The 21,870-nt window shown below is 71.3% G+C and carries 20 protein-coding genes; 16 read left to right on the top strand and 4 right to left on the bottom strand.

All coding sequences use genetic code 11. The features are described from left to right. Window positions 1–110: 110 nt before the first annotated feature. On the bottom strand, window positions 111–2,867 hold the full coding sequence (locus tag MB828_RS17100; RefSeq protein ID WP_301648939.1) for a multifunctional oxoglutarate decarboxylase/oxoglutarate dehydrogenase thiamine pyrophosphate-binding subunit/dihydrolipoyllysine-residue succinyltransferase subunit: 2,757 nt from the start codon (window positions 2,865–2,867) through the stop codon (window positions 111–113). Window positions 2,868–3,215: 348 nt separating this feature from the next. Between MB828_RS17100 and MB828_RS17095 the strand changes: the two genes are divergently transcribed. The 14 genes from MB828_RS17095 to MB828_RS17030 all read left to right on the top strand — a co-directional run bounded on the left by MB828_RS17095 (window position 3,216) and on the right by MB828_RS17030 (window position 17,565). Continuing rightward, window positions 3,216–3,584 carry a MarR family winged helix-turn-helix transcriptional regulator gene (locus tag MB828_RS17095; protein ID WP_301648938.1) on the top strand — a complete coding sequence of 123 codons (369 nt, stop codon included), beginning with the start codon at window positions 3,216–3,218 and terminating at the stop codon, window positions 3,582–3,584. A gap of 94 nt (window positions 3,585–3,678) precedes the next feature. Next, entirely contained in the window at window positions 3,679–4,179 is a 501-nt protein-coding gene (locus MB828_RS17090; RefSeq protein WP_343236175.1) for a peptidylprolyl isomerase, read from the top strand. A gap of 195 nt (window positions 4,180–4,374) precedes the next feature. Beyond that, complete coding sequence (locus MB828_RS17085; RefSeq protein WP_301648937.1) at window positions 4,375–5,226, top strand: SCO6745 family protein; 852 nt, start codon at window positions 4,375–4,377, stop codon at window positions 5,224–5,226. A 214-nt stretch (window positions 5,227–5,440) separates the two neighbouring features. Further along, the gene (egtA, locus tag MB828_RS17080; RefSeq protein WP_301648936.1) at window positions 5,441–6,721 is read left to right on the top strand and encodes an ergothioneine biosynthesis glutamate--cysteine ligase EgtA; all 1,281 of its coding nucleotides are present in this window, start codon (window positions 5,441–5,443) and stop codon (window positions 6,719–6,721) included. A gap of 354 nt (window positions 6,722–7,075) precedes the next feature. Beyond that, window positions 7,076–8,104: an isopenicillin N synthase family dioxygenase gene (locus MB828_RS17075; RefSeq protein ID WP_301648935.1), complete on the top strand. Its 1,029-nt coding sequence runs from the start codon at window positions 7,076–7,078 to the stop codon at window positions 8,102–8,104. After that, window positions 8,101–9,405 carry an O-acetylhomoserine aminocarboxypropyltransferase/cysteine synthase family protein gene (locus MB828_RS17070; RefSeq protein ID WP_301648934.1) on the top strand — a complete coding sequence of 435 codons (1,305 nt, stop codon included), beginning with the start codon at window positions 8,101–8,103 and terminating at the stop codon, window positions 9,403–9,405. The genes MB828_RS17075 and MB828_RS17070 overlap by 4 nt, the downstream gene beginning before the upstream one ends. A gap of 35 nt (window positions 9,406–9,440) precedes the next feature. Beyond that, complete coding sequence (locus MB828_RS17065; RefSeq protein ID WP_301648933.1) at window positions 9,441–10,991, top strand: ABC transporter substrate-binding protein; 1,551 nt, start codon at window positions 9,441–9,443, stop codon at window positions 10,989–10,991. 7 nt (window positions 10,992–10,998) lie between these two features. Further along, a complete protein-coding gene (locus tag MB828_RS17060; RefSeq protein WP_301648932.1) occupies window positions 10,999–11,949 on the top strand; it encodes an ABC transporter permease in 951 nt (316 codons plus the stop codon). Further along, the gene (locus tag MB828_RS17055) at window positions 11,946–12,860 is read left to right on the top strand and encodes an ABC transporter permease (protein WP_301648931.1); all 915 of its coding nucleotides are present in this window, start codon (window positions 11,946–11,948) and stop codon (window positions 12,858–12,860) included. The genes MB828_RS17060 and MB828_RS17055 overlap by 4 nt, the downstream gene beginning before the upstream one ends. Beyond that, a complete protein-coding gene (locus MB828_RS17050) occupies window positions 12,857–13,645 on the top strand; it encodes an ATP-binding cassette domain-containing protein (protein ID WP_301648930.1) in 789 nt (262 codons plus the stop codon). The genes MB828_RS17055 and MB828_RS17050 overlap by 4 nt, the downstream gene beginning before the upstream one ends. Next, window positions 13,642–14,418, top strand: coding sequence for an ATP-binding cassette domain-containing protein (locus tag MB828_RS17045; protein ID WP_301648929.1), 777 nt, complete (start codon window positions 13,642–13,644; stop codon window positions 14,416–14,418). Before MB828_RS17050 ends, MB828_RS17045 begins: the two co-directional genes overlap by 4 nt. Window positions 14,419–14,431: 13 nt before the next feature. Beyond that, the gene (locus MB828_RS17040; RefSeq protein WP_301648928.1) at window positions 14,432–15,778 is read left to right on the top strand and encodes an LLM class flavin-dependent oxidoreductase; all 1,347 of its coding nucleotides are present in this window, start codon (window positions 14,432–14,434) and stop codon (window positions 15,776–15,778) included. After that, the gene (locus tag MB828_RS17035) at window positions 15,775–17,190 is read left to right on the top strand and encodes an LLM class flavin-dependent oxidoreductase (protein ID WP_301648927.1); all 1,416 of its coding nucleotides are present in this window, start codon (window positions 15,775–15,777) and stop codon (window positions 17,188–17,190) included. Before MB828_RS17040 ends, MB828_RS17035 begins: the two co-directional genes overlap by 4 nt. 33 nt (window positions 17,191–17,223) lie before the next feature. Next, complete coding sequence (locus MB828_RS17030; RefSeq protein WP_301648926.1) at window positions 17,224–17,565, top strand: hypothetical protein; 342 nt, start codon at window positions 17,224–17,226, stop codon at window positions 17,563–17,565. Window positions 17,566–17,577: 12 nt separating this feature from the next. Here the strand turns inward: MB828_RS17030 and MB828_RS17025 are convergent, their stop codons facing one another. After that, window positions 17,578–18,072: a PaaI family thioesterase gene (locus MB828_RS17025; protein ID WP_301648925.1), complete on the bottom strand. Its 495-nt coding sequence runs from the start codon at window positions 18,070–18,072 to the stop codon at window positions 17,578–17,580. A gap of 89 nt (window positions 18,073–18,161) precedes the next feature. On the opposite strand from MB828_RS17025, the gene MB828_RS17020 reads away from it, so the two are divergent. Beyond that, entirely contained in the window at window positions 18,162–18,629 is a 468-nt protein-coding gene (locus MB828_RS17020) for a winged helix-turn-helix transcriptional regulator (RefSeq protein ID WP_133028625.1), read from the top strand. Window positions 18,630–18,754: 125 nt separating this feature from the next. On the opposite strand, the gene MB828_RS17015 is transcribed toward MB828_RS17020, so the two are convergent. Further along, on the bottom strand, window positions 18,755–19,168 hold the full coding sequence (locus MB828_RS17015; RefSeq protein ID WP_301648924.1) for a winged helix-turn-helix transcriptional regulator: 414 nt from the start codon (window positions 19,166–19,168) through the stop codon (window positions 18,755–18,757). 101 nt (window positions 19,169–19,269) lie between these two features. On the opposite strand from MB828_RS17015, the gene MB828_RS17010 reads away from it, so the two are divergent. Then, entirely contained in the window at window positions 19,270–20,121 is an 852-nt protein-coding gene (locus tag MB828_RS17010) for an alpha/beta fold hydrolase (RefSeq protein ID WP_301648923.1), read from the top strand. Window positions 20,122–20,154: 33 nt separating this feature from the next. Here the strand turns inward: MB828_RS17010 and MB828_RS17005 are convergent, their stop codons facing one another. Further along, complete coding sequence (locus MB828_RS17005; RefSeq protein WP_301648922.1) at window positions 20,155–21,843, bottom strand: ABC transporter family substrate-binding protein; 1,689 nt, start codon at window positions 21,841–21,843, stop codon at window positions 20,155–20,157. Between the last annotated feature and the right edge of the window lie 27 nt (window positions 21,844–21,870).

The following is a 21,870-nucleotide window of genomic DNA, read 5'->3' as shown; positions in this document are numbered from 1 at the left end:
GTCCTCCGGCCGCTCTCGCGGTAGCAGCATTTTACGTGTTCGCCAAGGTCAGCGCCTTACGTGTTCGCCTAGGTCAGCGCGTTCCGGTGCCGGACGGCTCATGCCGGTGCTCACCGGAACGCCGAGGTCACGAGCGCCTTCTGCTCCAAGGCGTGCCGGCGGGCAGAGCCGGCCGCGGGCGCGGGCGACTCGGGCCGGCTCACGCACTCCACGGCGCGCCTCGCCGACCTGTGCAGACGCAGGGCGACGAAGGACCACGCACCCTGGTTCTCCGGCTCCTCCTGCACCCACCGCACCTGGGCGGCAGCGGGGAAACGGGCGAGTTCCGCCGCCAGCTCGTCCTCGGGGAACGGGTAGAGACGCTCCACGCGGACGATCGCCGTGCCGGTCGAGCCCGTCTCGCGGCGCCGGGCGTCGAGGTCGTAGAAGACCTTGCCCGAGCACAGCAGCACCCGCGTGACCCGGGCGGGGTCGACGACGGCGTCCGGCAGGACCGGCCGGAAGCCGCCCTCGGTGAACTCGGGCAGGGCCGAGGTGGCCGCCCTCGCCCGCAGCATCGACTTCGGGGTGAAGACGACCAGCGGCCGTCCGCCGCCCCCCAACGCCTGCTGCCTGAGCAGATGGAAGTAGTTGGCCGGCCGGGAGGGCAGGGCCACGGTCATGTTGTCCTGTGCGCACAGTTGCAGGAAGCGCTCGATCCGGGCCGAGGAGTGGTCCGGGCCCTGGCCCTCCAGGCCGTGGGGCAGCAGCAGGGTCACCGCGGAGCGCCGGCCCCACTTCTGCTCGGACGAGGCGACGTACTCGTCGACGACCGTCTGGGCGCCGTTGGCGAAGTCACCGAACTGGGCCTCCCACAGGACCAGGGCTTCGGGGCGGGCCAGCGCGTAGCCGTACTCGAAGGCCAGCGCGGCCAGTTCGGACAGCATCGAGTCGTACGGCGTGAAAGCCGCGGCCCGCGGGCCGAGGGCGCGCAGCGGCGTGTGTTCCGCGCCGGTGTGCCGGTCGGTGAGGACGGCGTGCCGCTGGCCGAAGGTGCCGCGCCGCGAGTCCTGCCCGGCCAGCCGCACCGGGACGCCCTCCAGCAGCAGCGAACCGATGGCCAGCGTCTCCGCGGTGGCCCAGTCGACCGCGCCCGTGTCGAGCGCGGTGGCGCGCCGGCGCAGTTGCGGCAGAACTCGCGGATGCACGGTGAAGCCCCGCGGCAGCCCGGTCGCCGAGGCGATGACCCGGCGCAGGGTCGCCTCCTCGGCAGCGGTCACCGTCCGGCCGGCCGTGTGCGCGGCGGTCGACGGGGCCGCTCCGGTGCCGGGATCGGAGTGGCCGGTCCGGGCAGGGGGCAGCGTACGGGTCTCGGCGAACGCCCTCTCAAGGTGGTCGCGGTAGTCGCGGTGGGCCCCCGCCACCTCCCGTTCGCCGAGTTCCCGGCGGGCCAGCAATGCCTCGGCGTACAGCGTGCGCACCGAGGCCCTGGCGTCGATGCGGTCGTACATGAGCGGCTGTGTGATGGAGGGGTCGTCGACCTCGCTGTGTCCGTGGCGCCGGTAGCAGACCAGGTCGACCACGACATCCTTGCGGAACGTCCGGCGGTAGTCGAAGGCGAGCCGCGCGACGCGGTCCACGGCCTCCGGGTCGTCGCCGTTGACGTGGAAGATCGGCGCCTCCACCATGCGGGCCACATCGGTGGCGTAGGTGCCGGAGCGGCCGTTCGCGGGTGACGTGGTGAAACCGACCTGGTTGTCGACCACGACATGGACCGTCCCGCCCGTGCGGTAGCCGGGCAGCTGCGACATGTTCAGGGTCTCCGCGACCACGCCCTGGCCGGCGAAGGCAGCGTCTCCGTGGACCACGATCGGCAGCACGTCCACGGGCCCGTCGTCTGCCCCGGCCAGGTCCTGCTTGGCACGCACCACTCCCTGGACGACCGGCCCCACGATCTCCAGGTGCGACGGGTTCGCCACGACCGAGACGGCCACCGTGCGGCCGTCCGGGGCACGGTAGGTGCCCTCGGCGCCGAGGTGGTACTTCACGTCCCCCGATCCCTGCACGGACCCGAGGTCCGCCGCGTCCTCGAACTCACCGAAGATCTGCGCGTACGACTTGCCGACGATGTTGGCCAGGACGTTGAGCCGGCCCCGGTGCGCCATCCCGATGACGGCCTCTGCGACATGGTCCGCGACGGCGCTGTCCAGCAGGGCGTCGAGCAGCACGATGGCCGACTCGCCGCCTTCGAGCGAATACCGTTTGTGTCCGACGTACTTGGTCCCCAGGAAGGTCTCGAAGGCCTCGGTCGCCCCCAGCCGGTGGAGGATCCGCAGCTGCCGGGCGTGGTCCGGCCGGCGCCGCGCGGTCTCGACGCGCTCCTGGATCCAGCGGCGTGCACGGGAGTCCTGGATGTGCATGTACTCGAACCCCGCACTGCGGCAGTAGAACTCCCGCAACGCGCCCAGCACTTCGTCGAGTGTCATGGTGGCGCGCCCGGCGAACCCGTCCACGACGACGGGCCGTGCCCGGTCCGCGTCGTGGAGTCCGAACGCGGCGAGGCCCAGTTCCGGACGGGCGGCGGGCCGCGGCGCGAGGGGGTTCGTGCCGGCCGCCAGGTGACCGCGCACCCGGTGGGCGTGGATGAGCGCGGCGACCCGGACGGCCCTCAGTGCCGCCTCGTCGACGCCCTGGTGATCCGGGCCGGAGCGAGCGGGCGCCGACGGGCCAGCCGGTGTGCCCGGGGCGGCGAAGAACTGCCGCCACGTCTCCTCGACCGAGCCGGGGTCGTGCAGGTAACGCCGGCGCTGCTCGTCCACCACCCATGCGTTGAGTCCGAAATCCAGCCCGTGAACCACCGTTCGAGCGGTGTCCGAGTGCGAGGCCATGGCGCGGAACGCCTTCTTCCCTGTGTGAGGCCGTACGATCCCGGCGCGGCCCTCACCCGGCACCCGTGTCACGGACCGAGCGGTGCGACCACGTCGCGTTGCCGACGCTAGCTCCGGGAGCGAATGCGGCCGCACGGGCCTCTATGCCATATCAGCCTCAAATCAGGACATCCGCCGAGCGGCGCACAGCGAGGGCGCCGCCGGCAGCGGATCAGGGCTCGCACGCGGCGCGGACGTCCCGATCCGAGGGCTTCGTGTCCGTCCGGTCCGCCACCGACGACACGGACGACCCGGTTGTGGAGGGTGGCCGCGCATTCGCGGCCGTCTGCCCGATCCCGGGGAGGGAACATGATCGAACACGCTCCGGCGCACGCCTCTGGCCAGCCGCCGTCCCTCTTGTGGAGCCTGGGCCTCCTGCACGGTGAGCTGCGGGCGTTGCACGGTCTGTCGCTCCACGACTACCTCATCCTCGGCGCCCTCGCCGGAGCCGGGAACCGCCCCGTGCCCGTGACGCGGCTGACGGCGTTCCTCCAGGAATCTGGGACCCGGATGTCCGCGCTCCTGAAGCACTTGCAGGCAGCCGGGTTGATCGAACGCAACCGCCGGACCGACGACCGCAGGACGGTCGAGGTGAACCTGACCGAGGCAGGACGCACCAGGTTCGCCGACGCCGAGCGGACCGCCCACCTGCGACTGACCCGACACCTGCCCGCGTGACCCTCTCACCCGCTCCGCTCGCCCGGATCGGGTCCGGCGGTGAGAATGGGGATGATCGTTCCGAGGCCGTACCCGCACAGATAGTGAGGCTCTCGTGCCCAAGGTCAAGCTGACCACCAATTACGGCGACATCGTATTGGAACTGAACGAGGCGAAGGCCCCGAAAACCGTCGCGAATTTCCTTGAGTACGTCACGTCCGGTTTCTACGATTCCACGATCTTCCACCGGATCATCGACAACTTCATGATCCAGGGCGGGGGCTTCGAAGTCGGTATGAAGCAGAAGGAGACCCGCGGGCCCATCGACAACGAGGCGGACAGCGGGCTGAAGAACACCATCGGCAGCGTGGCGATGGCCCGCACGATGGACCCGCATTCGGCTTCGTCCCAGTTCTTCATCAACGTGGCGGACAACCATTTCCTGAATCACAGCGCGAAGACCGCCCAGGGCTGGGGCTACGCGGTCTTCGGCCGGGTCATCGAGGGCGCGGACGTCGTCAACCGCATCAGGGGCGTCGACACGACCAGCAGGGCGGGTCACCAGGACGTTCCCGTCAAGGACGTCATCCTCGAGCGCGCCACCGTCGTCGAGTAGGGCCGCGGCACCTCGAAGAGCGCCCGGGAGCGTGTGCTCACCGCTCTCACGGCTCTCACCGCTCTCACGGCCCAGCCGGCGAACGCGACGGTCATGCGCGCCGACCCATCCGCACCGCTTCCCATCGGCCGGTCGCCGATGAGTTCCGGTGTGCCGGACGGTCCAAGTCGGCACACCTGACACAAGGAGACCCCGATGGGCACGACGCGCCTGCATCCGACGACTCACCTCGCCCGTCGCATGTTCGAGCTCCTGGAGCCGATCTGCCTGGTCACGTTCTTCGCCGACGAGTGCAACGAGGAACTGGCCGCACTCGGTCACCGGACCTACTGGGACGGCTACTTCGCCAGCCGCGCGGCGCCGCTGGGGCGGGTACCGGCACAGGTCGTGCACGCGGCCTTCTACAACTTCGCCGACGGGGAAGCCGCGCGGCACATCCCGAGCGCCTGGGAGACGATCGCGCCCGAGGCCTCCGTCGCCGCGCGGGAAAGGGGCAGCGCGGCCTCCCTGCGGCGGATCCTCGGCGACGAACTGGCCGGCTCCCCGGGCCTGGTGCGCGCCGCCGACCTGATCACCAAGGCCGCGACGAGCGCGCCCACGGAAGGCCGGGTGATGTACGCGGGGATGCGCTCCCTCGCGGTGCCGATCGACCCGGTCGCCCGGCTGTGGCATTCCGCCACCATGCTGCGCGAGCACCGCGGCGACGGGCACATCGCCGCTCTCGTGGGCGCGCGGATCGGCGGCACGGAGGCACACGTGCTCGCCGCGCTGGAACAGGGCATCCACCCGCCGGAGTCGTTCGGACGCATCCATCACCTGCCGAAGGAGCGCCTCGCCGCGGTCATGGACGGCCTGCGTGAACGCGGACTCATCGACACCGACGGCCACTTCACCGACGCGGGCCGCGCGACCAAAGAACGCATCGAAACCCTCACCGACGAACTCGCCGCCCCACCGTACGACGCTCTGACCCCCGCCGAACTCGACGAACTGATCTCCGAGCTCGAACCCATCACCGCGACCCTGGTGGCCGCAGGCTCGCGGTGACAGGCAGAAACAGCCACCGCTCCGGTCCGAACGGCCACCGGTCCGGTCCGGGAATGCCCGAGTCGCCCGTTGCCGCTCGCCTGATGCCCGGCCGTCCGGCAAACGCCCTCTTGTCACGACAGGGCGGGACGGCGGACGCTTGCGGCAGGCATGTCGGTACCCGTACCGGACGTCGGATCCCCGACGGCCCTGAGGCGGCTCAGGAGGCTCCCGGATGTCGGTCACACCGGAGTGGGGCGTTGATGACGTCGCGGTCACCGAACATCAGGCCGAGGCGCTGGTCGAGGGAATCTGCTTCAAGACGGGTCCGCCGCGCAGCGTCGGCGTCGAGGTGGAATGGCTCGTCCACCGGGAGGGCGCGCCGCACGACTCCGTGGGGCGGGAGGAGCTGGCGGCGGCCCACACCGCGCTGCGGACCCTGCCGCTGACCTCCGGGCTGAGCGTCGAGCCGGGCGGCCAGGTGGAGTTGAGTTCCCGGCCCGCTCCGTCGCTGACCCGGTGCGTCCAGGAGGTCTCCGCCGATCTCGACGCCGTGCGCACCACGCTGCGCGAGCACGGCCTGACCCTGGCGGGCATGGGCGTCGATCCCTGGAGTCGGCCCCGCCGGTTCCTGCGGGAGCCGCGCTACGACGCCATGGAGACCTGTCTCGACCGTACGGGTCCCGCGGGGCGGACCCTGATGTGCACCTCGGCCTCCGTACAGGTGTGTCTCGACGCCGGACGCGAGGAACCCGGCGTCATGGGATTCGCCCGCCGCTGGTGGCTGGCACACCACCTGGGCGCGGTGCTGGTGGCGGCGTTCGCGAACTCGCCCATGGCCGAAGGCCGGGCCACGGGCTGGCTGTCGACGCGGCAGCTGATGTGGGCGAAGCTCGACCCGGGGCGGGCCGGCGGCCCCTCCCTGGCCCAGGACCCGCGCCACGCCTGGGTCCGGCGGGTCCTCGACGCACCGGTGATGTGCGTACGGCGGGAGGGCCGCTGGGAGGTGCCGGACGGCGTGAGCTTCCGCGAGTGGACGCGTTCGCGCAGCATGCGCCCGCCGACCCGGGCGGACCTCGACTATCACGTCAGTACGCTGTTTCCGCCCGTCAGGCCCCGCGGACATGTGGAACTCCGGATGATCGACGCGCAGCCCGGCGAGGACGGCTGGATCGTTCCGCTCGCGGTGGTCACGGCCCTGTTCGACGACCCGGCTGCCGCCACGCTCGCGCACCGGGCAGTGGACCCCCTGGCCGAACGGGCCGCCGGAGCGCCCCCGCCACACAATCCGCTGTGGACGGACGCGGCGCGCCACGGCCTGGCCGACCCGCAGCTGAAGCGCGCCGCCGTGACCTGTTTCGCCGCGGCACTGGACGCCCTGCCCCGGCTGGGGGCGAGCGGCAGGGTCGTGGACGCCGTCGCGGCCTACGCCGACCGCTATGTCCACCGCGGCCGCTGTCCGGCGGACGACGTGCTCGAGCGGCACGCGCCCGTACGGCCCCGGGCCCCTCGGTGACACCGGCTGCCGCGCTCGCGGGGTCCGGGCCGAGCGCGGTGCCCGGACCCGGGGCCGCGGCTCATCGGCGGAGCGGTCATGTCTCGCCTGCTGGGACGCGTGGTGGACGCACTCATCCCGGGTGTGCTTTCATCCGGCCATGGAGACCACTGGCCCGGCACACACGGTGCTGCTCGACCCGTTCTGGGTGAGCCGCCGCGCCGACCAGTTCGACCAGGTCTGTTGCTGACCGCCGTCCCACGGTTCGCGACCTCACTCCCTTCTTCCTGTCTGCTCCCACCGGCTGCCCTCGACTAGCCCGTACCCAGGGCCGGTTGTGGGGTGTCGTCGGCTGCCGTTGCCTGAAGGAACCCCATGGCCCAGCCCACAGCCCTGCCCGTCATCGACATCTCCCGGTTCCGTGCCCCGGACCCGGAGCGTGCCGCCTTCCTCGCCGAACTCCGCGCCGCGGCCCACGAGGTGGGGTTCTTCTACGTCACCGGACACGGCGTCCCCGCGACCCTGCGGGAGGAGGCGCTGACCGCGGCACGCGCCTTCTTCGCCCTGCCCGAGGAGCAGCGGCTGGAGATCGAGAACCTCAACTCGCCACAGTTCCGCGGCTACACCCGCACCGGAACGGAGTACACGGCGGGCAGCGCCGACTGGCGGGAGCAGATCGACATCGGCCCGGAGCGCGCGGCCGTGGAAACCGGCCCGGATGATCCGGACTACCTGCGCCTGATCGGCCCGAACCAATGGCCGTCCGCGCTGCCGGAGTTGAAGGACATCGTGCTGCGCTGGCAGGCGGAGGCGCTGCGGGTCAGCCGGGAGGTGCTGCGCGCGCTGGCCGCCGCACTCGGACAGGACGAGGGCTACTTCGACCAGTGGTTCGACGACGAGGCGGCCGTCCACGTGAAGATCGTGCACTACCCGCCGCGGGCCGCCCGCGACGCCGACCAGGGAGTGGGTGCGCACAAGGACTACGGCTACCTCGCCCTGCTCCAGCAGGACGACGTCGGCGGGCTCCAGGTGCAGCGCGAGGACGGCGACTGGATCGACGCGGTGCCGGTGCCGGACGCCTTCGTGTTCAACATCGGCGAGATGCTGGAGATCGCCACCCAGGGCTATCTGAAAGCCACTCAGCACCGGGTCGTCAGCCCGCAGCCGGGCATCGACCGCTACTCGATCCCCTTCTTCCTCGGCCCGCGCCTCGACGCGGTCGTCAAACCGCTGAACCTGCTTCCCGGACTGGCCGCGCTGAGCCGGGGCGTCACCGACGACCCGGACAACCCGTTGCTCGCGGCCTTCGGCGAGAACGCGGTCGTCGGCTGGCTCCGGTCGCACCCGAGAGTCGCCGAACGCTGGTGGGCCGACGTCCTCGCCAGGCCGGAGGGCGGCCGATGAGCAACGCCGACTGGGCCTTCGAGACCCGCCAGGTGCACGCCGGCGCGGTGCCCGACCCGGCCACCGGCGCGCGGGCGGTGCCGATCCACGCGACCGCCGGCTATGTCTTCCGGGACACCGGGCACGCCGCCGCGGCCTTCGAACTCGCCGACCTCGCCACCCACGCCTACACCCGGCTGTCGAACCCGACCACCGCGGTGGTGGAGGAGCGGATCGCCGCCCTGGAGGGCGGTTCGGCGGCGGTCGCCGTGGCCAGCGGTCAGGCCGCGACCAGCCTCGCCCTGCTCAACCTGGCCCGCGCGGGCGACCACATCGTCGCCTCGTCGTCCCTGTACGGCGGCACCCGCACCCTGCTGGAGCACACGTTCGCCGACTTCGGCATCGCCGTCACCTTCGTCGACGACCCGGACGACCTGGGCGCCTGGTACTCCGCCGTACGGCCCACCACCAAGGCGTTCTTCGGCGAGACCCTCGGCAACCCGCGCGGCAACGTCCTCGACACCGAGGCGGTCGCCCGCATCGCCCACGAGGCCGGCGTCCCGCTCGTCGTCGACAACACCGTGCTCACCCCCTACCTGCTGCGGCCCTTCGAACACGGCGCCGACATCGTCGTGCACTCCACCACCAAGTTCCTCTCCGGCCATGGCACCGGCATCGGCGGGGCCGTCGTGGACAGCGGACGTTTCGACTTCGGCGCGGACCCCGGCCGGTGGCCCGGACTGACCGGCCCGGACCCGACGTACGACGGGCTGTCGTTCTGGGACTCCTTCGCCGACCTGGGACTCGCCTACGCCCTGCGCCTGCGCACCCGGCTGGTGCGGGACCTCGGCCCGGCCGTCTCCCCGTTCAACAGCTTCCTGCTCCTCCAGGGCCTGGAGACGCTCAGCCTGCGCATCGAACGGCACGTCTCCAACGCCCTCGCGCTCGCCACCTGGCTGGAGGAACAGCCCCAGGTGACGCGCGTCCACTACGCGGCCCTGCCCTCCAGCCCCTGGCAGACCCAGGCCAAGCGCTATCTGCCGCGCGGCGCCGGAGCGGTGCTCGCCTTCGAACTCGCGGGCGGTCTGGAGGCGGGCCGGCGCTTCGTCGAAGGAGTCCGGCTGTTCAGCCACCTCGCGAACATCGGCGACGTCCGCAGCCTCGTCATCCACCCCGCCTCCACCACCCACGCCCAACTGGACCCGGACCAGCAGGCCGCCGCCGGAGTCACCCCCGGCCTGGTGCGGCTGTCGGTCGGCATCGAGGGCGCCCGCGACCTGATCGCCGACCTCGAGACAGGCCTGAGAGCGGCCGCCGTATGAACCCCACCGCACGTGACCTAGGAGACCGCCCAGCCATGCGCCGCAGCACCGCCCTCCGCCTCGCCGCCACCGCGGTCCTCGCCAGCCTGGCCGCGACCGCCTGCGGCACCGGCGCGGCCGACGACCCCGCGAACGCCGGACAGACCAGCCAGGCGCCCCAGCCCACCGACATCGACACCGGTGCCACCGTCGACGTACGCCTGGTGCTGGAGCCCACCAGTCTCGACATCGCCGACACGGCGGGCGCGGCCCTCGACCAGATCCTGCTCGACAACATCTATCAGGGCCTGCTCACCCGCGACGAGAACAACAAGATCGAGCCGAGCCTGGCGACCTCCTACGACCAGTCGCCGGACGGCCTCACCTACACCTTCCACCTCGCGAAGAACGCCACCTTCCACGACGGGAGCAAGGTCACCGCGGCCGACGCCGCATGGTCGCTGCGACAGGTCACCACGGCCGGCTCGAAGAACCCCGACGCGGCCGCGCTCGCCTCCGTCAAGAACGTCTCCGCCACCGACGACCACACCGTCGTCGTCACGCTCAAGCACCGTGACACCGGCTTCACCTGGGGGCTGACCGGACGGGCCGGCATCGTCTTCAAGAAGGACACCGACTTCTCCTCGCTCGCCGGGAAGGAGAACGGCACCGGGCCGTTCAGGCTGAGCACCTGGAAGCGCGGCTCGTCGATCACCTTCGTCCGCGACGACGCCTACTGGGGGAAGAAGGCCAAGGTCGCCAAGGTCGTCTTCCACTACATCAAGGACGTCAACGCGGCCAACAACGCCCAGCGGACCGGCCAGACCGACATCGAGACCGCCGCCGACGCCACCCTGCTCCAGCCGTTCTCCGACACCGGCAAGTACACGGTGCTGCGCGGCGACACCACCGACAAGTTCACCCTCGCCTTCAACAACGCCTCGGGACCGACCAAGGACGTGCGGGTCCGCCGTGCCATCCGGCGGGCCATCGACAACGCCGGCCTCGTCAAGAGCCTCGGCGGCGCGGCCAAGCTGGTCGGCGGGCCCGTCCCGGCCACCGACCCCGGCTACGAGGACCTCACCGCCGTCGACGCCCACGACCCCGCGAGCGCCAAGAAGCTGCTGAAGCAGGCCGGTTACGGCAGCGGCCTCAAGCTCACCGTGCAGATCCCCAACATCTACCCGACGGAGATCGGCGACTACCTGGCCTCCGAGCTGAAGCAGGTCGGCATCCAACTCACGGTGCGACAGGTGGAGTTCCAGACCTGGCTGGACTCCGTCTACTCCAAACACGCCTACCAGCTCAGCCTCGTCGACCACGCCGAGGCCCGTGACCTGAGCAACTTCGCCAACCCCGCCTACTACTTCGGCTACGACAACGCCGACGTCCAGAAGTGGTACGCCGCCGCTCAGACGGCCACCGGCGACGCGGACCGGGACGCCCTGCTCAAGAAGGCGGCCCGAAAGGTCTCCGAGGACGCCGCCGCCGACTGGCTGTACGTCAGCCAGACCCTCACCGTCGTACGCGCCGGAGTCACCGGCGTGCCGCGCAACTTCACCAGCAACCGCTACGACCTCGCGGACCTCGCCGTGGCGAAGAAGTGAGGCCCGCGTGACCCTCTACGTGGTGCGCCGGGCCGCACTCCTCGTGGTGTCCCTGTTCGCCGCCAGCGTGCTGATCTTCCTGGTGCTGCGGCTGCTGCCCGGCGACGTCGCCCAGACCATCGGCGGCATCAAGGCCACCCCGGCGCAGGTCGCGGCCGTCCGCCACGACCTGGGCCTGGACCGGCCGCTCGTCGCCCAGTACGGCAGCTGGATCGGCGGCGTCGTCACCGGTGACTTCGGGCGGTCGGCCCTGGACGGCACGTCCGTCTCCGGGCAGCTCGCCGAGAAGTTCGCCGTGACCGGGCCGCTCGCCGCGGGCGCCGTCGTCCTCGCGCTCGCCTTCGCCGTCCCCCTCGGCATCCTCGCCGCCGTGCGCCGCGACTCACGGCTGGGCAGCGCGGTCAACGCCCTCGGACAGCTCGGCATCGCGCTGCCCACCCTGTGGGTCGGGCTGCTGCTCGTCATGGTCCTCGCGGTCCAGGTCCGCTGGCTGCCCGCCCAGGGTTTCCCCGTCGACGGCTGGCACGAGCCGGGGCAGGCGCTGCGCAGCCTGGTCCTGCCCTGGCTGACCCTGGCCCTGTCCGAGGGTGCCGTCCTGCTGCGGTTCGTACGCTCCGCCGTCCTGGACGTCCTGCACCAGGACTGGCTGCGCACCGCCCGCGCCAAAGGCCGCACCCGCACCGGCGCGCTGGTAGTACACGGGCTGCGCAACGCCGCCGTCCCCGTGGTGTCGGTGCTCGGTCTGCAGATCGCCGCGCTGATCGCGGGCGCCGTCGTCGTGGAGCAGGTCTTCGTGCTGCCCGGCGTCGGCCAGATGCTGATCACGGACGTCGGCAACCGCGACCTGGACAAGGTGCAGGGCGAGGTCTTGCTGCTCACCGGCGCCGTGCTGGTCGTCGGATTCCTGGTGGACCTCGCCCACCGGCTGATCGATCCGAGACTGCGGAGCGCGGTATGAGGGCCGCCCCCGTCCTCCGCGCGCTGCTGCGCGGCCGCAGCGGTCTCGCCGGCACCTTCCTCGTCGGCCTCCTCGTCCTGTCCGCCCTGGTCTCCCTGGTGTGGACGCCGTACGACCCCACCCTCGCGCGTCCGCAGGACGGCTGGCTGCTGCCCTTCTCCGGCGGGCACGTCCTCGGCACCGACCGGCTGGGCCGCGACGAACTGAGCCAGCTGCTGGCCGGCGCCCGCGCCACCCTGCTCACCGCGGTCCTCTCGGCCGCCGTCGCCGCCGTGGTGGGACTCGCCCTGGCGCTGACGGCGGTACTGGTGCCGCGCTGGATCGGCGCCGCCGTCGTCCAGCTCACCGACGTGCTGATCGCCTTCCCCGTCCTGCTGATCGCGATGATCCTCACCGCGGTGTACGGCGGTTCCACCTGGACCGTGGTCGGCGCCGTCGGCATCGGAGCGGGCGTCAACCTCGCCCGCGTCGCCCGTGCCGAAGCCGGGCGCGTGCTGAACACCGACTACGTGCTCGCCGCCCACGCGGCCGGTTCCGGGACCTGGCGAACCGTCCGCAGGCACCTGCTGCCGAACATCGCACCCACCCTCGTGGTGCAGCTCTCGCTGGTGCTCTCCGTGGCGGTGCTCGCCGAGGCGGCCCTGTCCTTCCTCGGGTTCGGGGCACCGGCGCCCGCGGTCTCCTGGGGGCGCATGCTGCACGAACAGCAGCAGTACATCGCCGCCCGCCCGCTGCTCGTCGTCTGGCCAGGACTCGCCGTCGCCGCCTCCGTCCTCGGGTTCAACCTGCTCGGTGACGGGCTGCGCGAGGCCGCCGACGCGCGCCTGCGGATCCGGGCCGCCGACGACGCGGTCACCCCCGAGTCCCACGACGACACCGACACACGCACGCCGGTCCCGGAGGCGTCATGAGCCTGCTGACGGTCAGCGGTCTGAGCGTGCGGATCGGCGGGGCCACCGTCGTCGACCAGGTCGGCTTCGAACTCGCCCCGGGAGAACGGCTGGCGCTGATCGGCGAGTCCGGTTCCGGCAAGTCGCTCACCGCCCTCGCGGTACTGGGACTGCTGCCCGACGGCGCCCGGGCCACCGGCAGCGTCCGCCTCGGTGAACAGGAACTGCTCGGCCTCGGCGACCGCGCCCTGTCCCGGCTGCGCGGCGCTCGGATGGCCATGGTCTTCCAGGAGCCCATGAGCGCGCTCAACCCCCTCATGCGCATCGGCAGACAGCTCTCCGAGCCGCTGCGGCTGCACCGCGGCCTGAACCGGCGCCGGGCCGCGGCCGCCGCCGTGGAACTCGCCGCGCAGGTGGGGCTGCCGGACCCGGAACTCGCCGTCCGCTCCTGGCCCCACCAGCTCTCCGGCGGCCAGCGTCAGCGCGTCGGCCTGGCCATGGCCCTCGCCACCCGCCCGGCGCTCCTGATCGCCGACGAACCCACCACCGCCCTCGACGTCACCGTGCAGGCCGACATGCTCGCCCTCCTGGACGAACTCGTCCGCGAGCACGGCACGTCACTCCTGTTCATCAGCCACGACCTCGCCGTCGTCGCCCAGGTGTGCGCACGCGCCGCAGTGCTGAAAGACGGCAGGGTCGTCGAGGAGGGCACCACCGACACACTCGTACGGCGTCCCCAACACCCCTACACCCAGGGGCTGGTGGCGGCCGCGCGCGCCACCGGAACCGAGGAGGTCACCCGATGACCGAGCTGCTGAAGGGCACAGGCCTGAGCCGCCGCTTCCGGCTGCCGCGCACCTCACTGCTGGCCCCGGCCGGCCACCGCCAGGCAGTCCAGGACGTGTCGCTCCAGCTGCGCGAAGGGCAGAGCCTCGGCGTCGTGGGGGAGTCCGGCTCCGGCAAGTCGACCCTGGCCCGGCTGCTGCTCGCCCTCGACCGGCCCGACTCCGGGACCGTGCACTACCGGGGACGCGAGGTGAAGCCTGGCCGGCTGCCCTGGTTCCGGCGTGAGGTGCAGGTCGTGCTCCAGGACCCGATGGGCTCGCTCGACCCGCGCGCCACCGTCCGTGACATCGTCGCCGAACCGCTCGAATGCCTGCGGCTGCCCGGCGACCACGACGACCGGGTGGACGAACTGCTGCGCGCGGTCGGCCTGGACCCGTCCGTACGCGGCCGGTACCCGCACGAGTTCTCCGGCGGCCAGCGGCAACGCATCGCCCTCGCACGGGCGTTGGCCCCCGGCCCGAAGGTCCTCGTCGGCGACGAACCGCTCAGCGCCCTGGACGTGTCGGTGCGCGCGGGGATCCTCGCCCTCCTCGACGACCTCGCCGAGGCCTACGGACTGACCCTGCTGCTCGTCTCCCACGACATCGGCGTCGTACGGCGGCTCTGTACCGACGTGCTGGTGATGAAGGACGGCCGAGCTGTCGAACAGGGACCGGCCGCCGTCGTGCTGGCCGAGCCCCGCCACCCGTACACACGCCGCCTGCTGGCCGCCGTACCCCGGCTGCCCGCATGACCGGGAGGACCGCATGACCTCGCACCCCGCACGCCGCCTCTCCCTGGGCGCCCTCGTCCACGGCTCCGGCGGCCACATCGCCGGCTGGCGGCACCCCGACGCCCGCCCCGACGGACAACTCGACTTCGCCTTCCACGCCGACCTCGCCCGCACACTCGAACGCGGGCGGTTCGACGCCCTGTTCGTGGCCGACGTCGTCGCCCTCTGGGGGCACCAGCTGGACTCCCTGTCCCGCACCGGCCGCGCCGAGCACTTCGAACCGCTGACCCTGCTCGCCGCGCTGTCCCTGGTGACCGAGCACATCGGCCTGGCGGCGACGGCCACCACGACGTACAACCACCCCTTCCACATCGCCCGCAAGTTCGCCTCCCTGGACCACATCTCGGGCGGCCGTGCGGCCTGGAACGTGGTCACCTCCGTCGTACCGCTGGAGGCCGCCAACTTCGGCTACGACCACCACCTCGAACACGAGCTGCGCTACCGGCGTGCCGACGAGTTCGTACAGGTCGTCAAGGCGCTCTGGGACAGCTACGACGACGCGGCGGTGGTCCGCGACAAAGCGGCGGGCCGCTACTACGACCCGGCCGGACTGCACACCCCGCACCACCGCGGCGAGCACTTCGCCGTCCGCGGCCCGCTGAACATCTCCCGGCCGCCCCAGGGCCACCCGGTGGTCTTCCAGGCCGGATCATCCGCGACCGGAAAGGAGTTCGCGGCCCGGCACGGGGAGGTCCTCTTCACGACCCAGCACGAACTGGGCGCGGCACAGGCCTTCTACGCCGACATCAAGGCGCGCGCGGCCGCCCACGGCCGCGCCCCCGACCACGTCCTGGTCTGGCCCGGCCTCACCCCGCTCGTCGCGCCCACCGAGACCGAGGCCAAGCGGCGCCTCGCCGAACTCCAGGACCTCATCCACGACGACGTCGCCCGTCGCCTCGTCCAGGACAACATCGGCGACCTCGACCTGACCGACCACCCGGTGGACGGCCCACTGCCGGACATCCCCGAGACCAACCGCAGCAAGTCCCGCCGCGATCTGCTCCTGAAACTCGCACACGACGAAAAGCTGACGATACGTCAGCTCGCGCACCGGTTCGCCGCCGGGTCGGCGGTGGCCGGCACGCCCGAGCAGGTCGCCGACCACATCGAGACCTGGTTCCGCGCCTTCGCCGCCGACGGGTTCAACATCTCCTTCCCCTATCTGCCCGGTCCCGCCGAGGACTTCGTCGACCAGGTGGTGCCCCTGCTCCAGCGACGCGGACTGCTGCCCACCGCGTACGAGGGCACCACCCTGCGCGAGAACCTCGGACTGCCGCGGCCCGCCGCCCGCGTACGCCACCTCCAGGAGACCGGACGATGAGCCGCCGCACCGACCGAAGCCGTACCGACGGAACCCGTACCGAGGAAAGCCGCATCGAGCAAGGCCGCACCGAGCGAAGCCCTGCCGGCCGAAGCCGGGGCGATCAGCTGCACCTCAACGCATTCCTCAAGCCGCCGGGGGAGTACCTGGCCGCCTGGCGGCACCCGGACACCGCCGCCGACGCGGGCGTGAACATCCGGGAGGTGCTCTCCTTCGCCCGGACCGCCGAACGAGCCGCGTTCGACGCGGTGTTCCTCGCCGACCTCGTCGGCGTACCGTTCGCGAGCGTGGACGTGCTCAGCCGGGTCAGCGTCGTCAACGACTCCTTCGAACCGACCACCCTGCTCGCCGCGCTCGCCGCCGGCACCTCCCGAATCGGCCTCATCGCCACCGCCTCGACCAGCTACAACGAGCCCTATCACGTGGCCCGCGCCTTCGCCTCACTCGACCACATCTCCGGCGGCCGGGCCGGCTGGAACGTGGTGACCTCCCTCAACGACGGAGAGGCACAGAACTTCGGCCTGGACACCCACCTCGACCACGCCACCCGCTACGAGCGCGCCGAGGAGTTCCACGACGTCGTCACCGGACTCTGGGACTCCTTCGAGGACGACGCCTTCCGTCACGACCAGGCCCAGGGCGTCTACTTCGACCCGGCCAAGCTGCACGCGCTGAACCACGCGGGCAAGCACCTCAGGGTCGCCGGGCCCCTCAACATCGCCCGGCCCCCGCAGGGCCACCCCGTCATCGTCCAGGCGGGCGCCTCCGAGGCGGGCAAGGACCTGGCCGCCCGGGTCGCCGACGTGATCTTCTCCGGCATCAAGGACCTCGGCCGCGCCCAGGAGTTCTACGCGGAGATCAAGGAGCGTGCAGCCGCCCACGGCCGTGACCCGGACCACCTCAAGATCCTCCCGGCGCTGTCCGTGGTCACGGCCCCCACGGCCGCCGAGGCCGCGGCCAAGCTGGCCCGTCTCACCGAACTGCTGCCCCCGCAGGTGGCCCTGGCGGACCTCTCCTACTGGCTCGGCGGCTTCGACCTCAGCGGCTACCCGCTCGACGGGCCGCTGCCCGAACTCCCCGTCTCCAACCAGTCGCACACCGCGCAGCAGCAGATCTACGAGGACGCCCGCCGCGACAACCTCACCATCCGCGACCTCGTCCGCCGCGTCGCCGACGACGACCGCACCCTCACCGGCACACCCGAGGAGATCGCCGACCACATCGAGGAGTGGTTCACCGGCCGCGCGGCCGACGGCTTCAACGTGGTCTTCCCCTACCTGCCCGGCACCCTCGACGACTTCGCCGACCTCGTCGTCCCCGAACTGCGCAGGCGCGGCCTCTTCCGCACCCACTACACCGGCACCACCCTGCGCGAGCACCTGGGCCTGCCCCGACCGCCCCGAAGCCGATGACGGCCTCGGACGCACGCCTCTTACACTCCTGGCGTGACGAACACATCGACCCTCTTCCACGTCTCATCCGTGCTCAATCGGCAGTCGATCGCACAGCATGGCCTGGACTGGACCCGGATGGGCGCCGCACGGGGAATCGCCGGCAGCCGCCGCCCGGAGGCGGAGGGAGTCTTCGTCTGTCGAGACGAGGACGAGGCAAGGTTCTTCTTCCAGATCAACAACACCGGTGGGCTGGTCGATCTCTGGTCCGTGGAGGGCATCGTCGAGGAATCGCTCCTCGACAACGGCAACGGCTTCTTCTACCACCCCGGCCGCATACCGGCCGCGCGAGTCCGTCTCGTGCGCTCGGACATTCCTCCCCAAGGCGACTTCTGACGGACACCGTTCCTATGGTGACGGGACGGGGAAGAGCATGCAGCTGCTGGTCGCGTGGGCCAGCAGCCGGTCCTCGGAGTCGCGGAGCTCGGCCTGGGCGAGGGCGGTGCGGCGGCCCTTGCTGAGGATGGTGCCGATGGCACGGACCTTGCCGGTGTCCACGGTGACGGGGCGCAGGAACTTCAAGGCCAGGTCGATCGAGGTGTATCCCATCCCCTGCGGCAGCACGGACTGCACCGCGCAGCCGGCCGCGGAGTCGAGGAGCGTCGCGTACACACCGCCGTGGACGCTGCCGATCGGGTTGTAGTGCTCCTCACCCGGCACCAGTACGAAGACCACCCGGCCGGCCTCGGCCTCCTCCAGGCTGAAGCCGAGGGTGGCGGCGATCGGCGCGGCGGGCAGCCGCCCGGCGAGGATCTCGCGTAGGAATTGGAGACCGCTGTGTTCGCCGACGGCCTCGGCGGAGACGGCGGGGTCTTCCCATTGGATCGTACGTGACCTGCGCATTCCCGCTCCTGACCCGGCTGGCTTCTTTTGACGAAGTTAGCCGTGCCGACATCTGGCTGTCAATGGTGAAGTCAGCCTAGGATGGGCGCATGAGCTGGCTGGAGACGAGCGCGGACAACTGCACGGTGCACCGGACACTGGACCTGGTCGGCGAAAAGTGGTCGTTGCTGCTGCTTCGGGACGCCATGAACGGCGTCCGCCGTTTCGACGACTTCCGGCGGCACATCGGGCTGTCCGAGGCCGTCCTGGCGGACCGGCTCCGCAAGCTGGTGGCGGCCGGGATCCTGGAGTCCGTCGCCTACCGCGAGCCGGGGAGCCGTACCAGGTACGAGTACCGGCTCACGCGCAAGGGCTGGGATCTGTGGCCCGCGATGATCGCCCTCAAGCAGTGGGGTGACCGGTACACGGCGGACCCGGAAGGGCCGCCCCTGGAGGTTCACCATGCGGACTGCGGTGAACCGCTTCGAGCGGTGATCGTCTGTGAGGAGGGCCACGGGCCGCTGATTCCTCCGGAGGCCCGAACCCGCCCCGGCCCCTCGGCGCGGCCGCTCGGCTGACGAGCCGCGCGCCCCTCACGAAGCCGGACCCGCCCACCCTCATCCTGCGCAGGCGCGGCCCACCCTCATCCTGTGCAGGCGCGATCGCCCCCGACAACGCCGAAGAAACCAGTGCCGTCCGCGCGCTAGGTCGCCGAAGTCCGGTCCGCGGCCCGGTTGTTGCGGTCGATCTCCGGCATGTGTGTCTCGGCCCAGAGCCGCAGGACGGAAAGCGGTCCTTCGAGGGACAGGCCCAGCTCGGTGAGACGGTAATGCACGGCCGGGGGCACGGTGGGCTCCACACGGCGCGCCACCAGACCGTCGCGGGCCAGGCTCTGCAGGGTGGTGGACAGCATCTTCTGCGAGATGCCCGGGACACGGCGCCGCAGCTCAGCGAAGCGGACCTCGTGCGGAAACTCCTCGGCCAGCACCTTGACCGTCATCGACGTCCACTTGGTGCCGATGCGGTCGAGCAGCCGGCGGGTCGGACAGCGCGGGTCCAGCAGGTCGCCACGCTCACCCGGCCCTCTGTCACGTCCGTCGGGACCCGACGTGGTCACCTGGAGCTCACCACCTGAAGGGAAAGTGCCGTCTTGGGCGGAACAGGCTAGTTCCCTACGGTGACCTTGTCACCTTCCTTACCGAGTTCCGGAGTTCCGCCATGCCCGAACTGCGCCGCGTTGCCGTCAACGGCGTCGTACTGAACGTCGCCCTCGCCGGAACCGGCCCGGCCGTCCTGCTGCTGCACGGCTTCCCGCACACCTGGCAGGTGTGGACCGACGTCATGGCCGGCCTGTCCGGACGGAACCGCGTCATCGCGCCGGACCTGCGGGGCTTCGGCGCCAGCGACCCCGCCGCCTCCGGGTACGACGCGGGCACCCTGGCCGAGGACGCCGAGGCGCTCCTCGCCGCGCTTGGGGTGTCCTCGGCCGCGGTGGTGGCCGTCGACGCCGGCACTCCGGCGGCCTTCCTCCTCGCCATGCGCCGTCCCGGCCTCGTCCGGCGCCTGGTCGTCATGGAGTCCCTGCTGGGGAGGCTGCCCGGCGCCGAGGACTTCCTCTCCGCCGGGCCGCCCTGGTGGTTCGGCTTCCACGCCGCCGCGCCCGGCCTCGCCGAGACGGTGCTGGAGGGGAACGAAGCGGCCTACGTCGACTGGTTCCTGCGGGCCGGCACGCTCGGAGACGGGGTACGCCCCGACATCCGGGACGCCTTCGTCCGTGCCTACACCGGCCGGCAGGCACTGAGCCGCGCGTTCTCGTACTACCGGGCGCTGCCCGAGAGCGCGGCACAGATCGAGCGGGCGGTCGGCACGGGCCGCCTGACCGTGCCGACGATGGCGCTGGGCGCCCGCCCCGTCGGCCCGGCGCTGGAACGTCAGCTCCGCCCCGTCACCGACGACCTCACCGGACACGTCCTCGATGACTGCGGCCACATCATCCCGCTGCACCGGCCGGCAGCCCTGCTCGCCTTGCTGCGCCCCTTCCTGGCCGGCCACGACACGAGCGCGGCGTGACCGGACACACGGGACGCCCGCCGCGCCCGTGAGCTACTTCTGCCAGCCGACCGTCTCCGGCAGAGGCGTACCGAAGATCGTGGCGCCGACGTTGGCCAGCCCCTTCCTGACGCCGTAGACGGACGGACCGCTGAAGAGCGGCAGGAAGGCGTACTGCGCCAGTTCCTCGCGTTCGACGGCGTTGGCGCGGGCGGTCTGCTTGGCGGGGTCGGATATCTCGGAGACGGCGTGGATCTCCTTGTCCAGCTCCGGGGTTCCGGTACCGGTCAGGTTGGAGTCGCTGTCGGTGCCGTAGAACTGGTAGAGGTACCGCGCGCCGAAGGGGTCCGTGGAACGGTTGCCGGACAGGAAGAGGTCGAAGTCGCGATCGCTGAGGATCTTGGAGAAGTCCGCCTCGTCGGCCTTCTTGATGTCGACGCCGATGCCCACCGGCTTCAGCATCGCGGCGAACGCGTTGGCCGTGGCCTTGTCCAGCGGGTCGTCGCCGAGCAGGGTGTAGCGGACGGTGAGCCTGGTGCCGGCCTTCTCGCGGATGCCGTCGCCCCCGGCCTTCCAGCCGGCGGACTCCAGGATCTTCCGGGCGTCGTCGGGCGCGTACTTGATCACGGAGGAGACGTTGTCCTCGTACCCCTTCTGGAAGCTGTAGAGGAGCGCCGAACCGGGAAGCGGCTCGGAGTAGTCCAGTCCCTGGAACTGGATTTTGGCGATCTGTGTCCGGTCGACGCTCTCCAGCAGCGCCTTGCGCACCCGTACGTCACGGAGGGCGGCGGACTTCGAGTTCACGTACAGCGAGTACTCGAACGGGCTGCCGCCGCGGCGGATCTCCGTGCCGGTGACGCCGCTGATCTGCTTCAGGCCCTCGGCGCTGCCCGTGGAGGCGTAGTCGACCTGGCCGTTCTTGAAGGCGTTGATCGCCGCGGACGAGTCCAGGTTGACGTAGATGCGCTTGTCGAGCTTGCCCTTCTTCCCCCACCACTTCGGGTTCCGGACGAAGGTGAGGTTGCCGCTCTTGGTGTCGAAGGTGCCGACGGTGTACGGGCCGGCGCCCCATTCGGGGTGGGCCTTCTTCACGTAGGCGTCGTTGAAGTTGGCCACCGTCGCGGCCTTGGGGTTCAGCAGCGTGGTGAACAGGCTGGACCACCAGGGGTCCACGCCCTTGAAGTCGATGACGGCCTGCTTGTCGTCGGCGCCGCGGGTGACCGAGGTGATGTTCCGGTACCCCTCGGTGTTGCTCGCGTTGTAGTCCTTGTCGGAACCGTTGTCGGCCTGCCAGGTGGCCTTGACCGCCCGCCAGTCGATCGGCGTGCCGTCGTTGTAGGCGGCCTTGGGGTTGAGGGTGAGGACGACTCGCTGGTTGCCGCCGGTGACACTGACCTTGACGTCACTGAGGTAGTCCGGGTTGTACTGCACGTCCCCGGTGGGGGAGTAGGTGATGACGTCGGGGTTGTACCAGAACCACACCCGGGTGGCGGTGAGGGTGGCATTGGCGTTGAACGGGTTGCCCTGGTCGTCGAAGGTCCCGGGCGTGGTGTAGGTCCCGCCGTCCTTGACGTTGTCGTAGGGCTGGGGGTTGTAGTCGACCTTCGCCGACGCCACGGCGGGCGTCGAGCCCTTGGCCGACCCTCCGGCGTCCGGCGCGTCGGCGCCGGAGGAACTGCAGGCGGTGGCCGTCAGGGCGAGGGCCAGGGTGAGTACGGAGGCCGGGGCGGTTCTCGGTCGCATGGCGAGTGGATCCGTTTCTTCGTGGGG

This window comes from Streptomyces arenae (genome assembly GCF_022343545.1).
Classification (GTDB): domain Bacteria; phylum Actinomycetota; class Actinomycetes; order Streptomycetales; family Streptomycetaceae; genus Streptomyces; species Streptomyces humi.
Note: the sequence above shows the minus strand (reverse complement) of the source record. Positions and strands in the feature narration are given on the sequence as shown.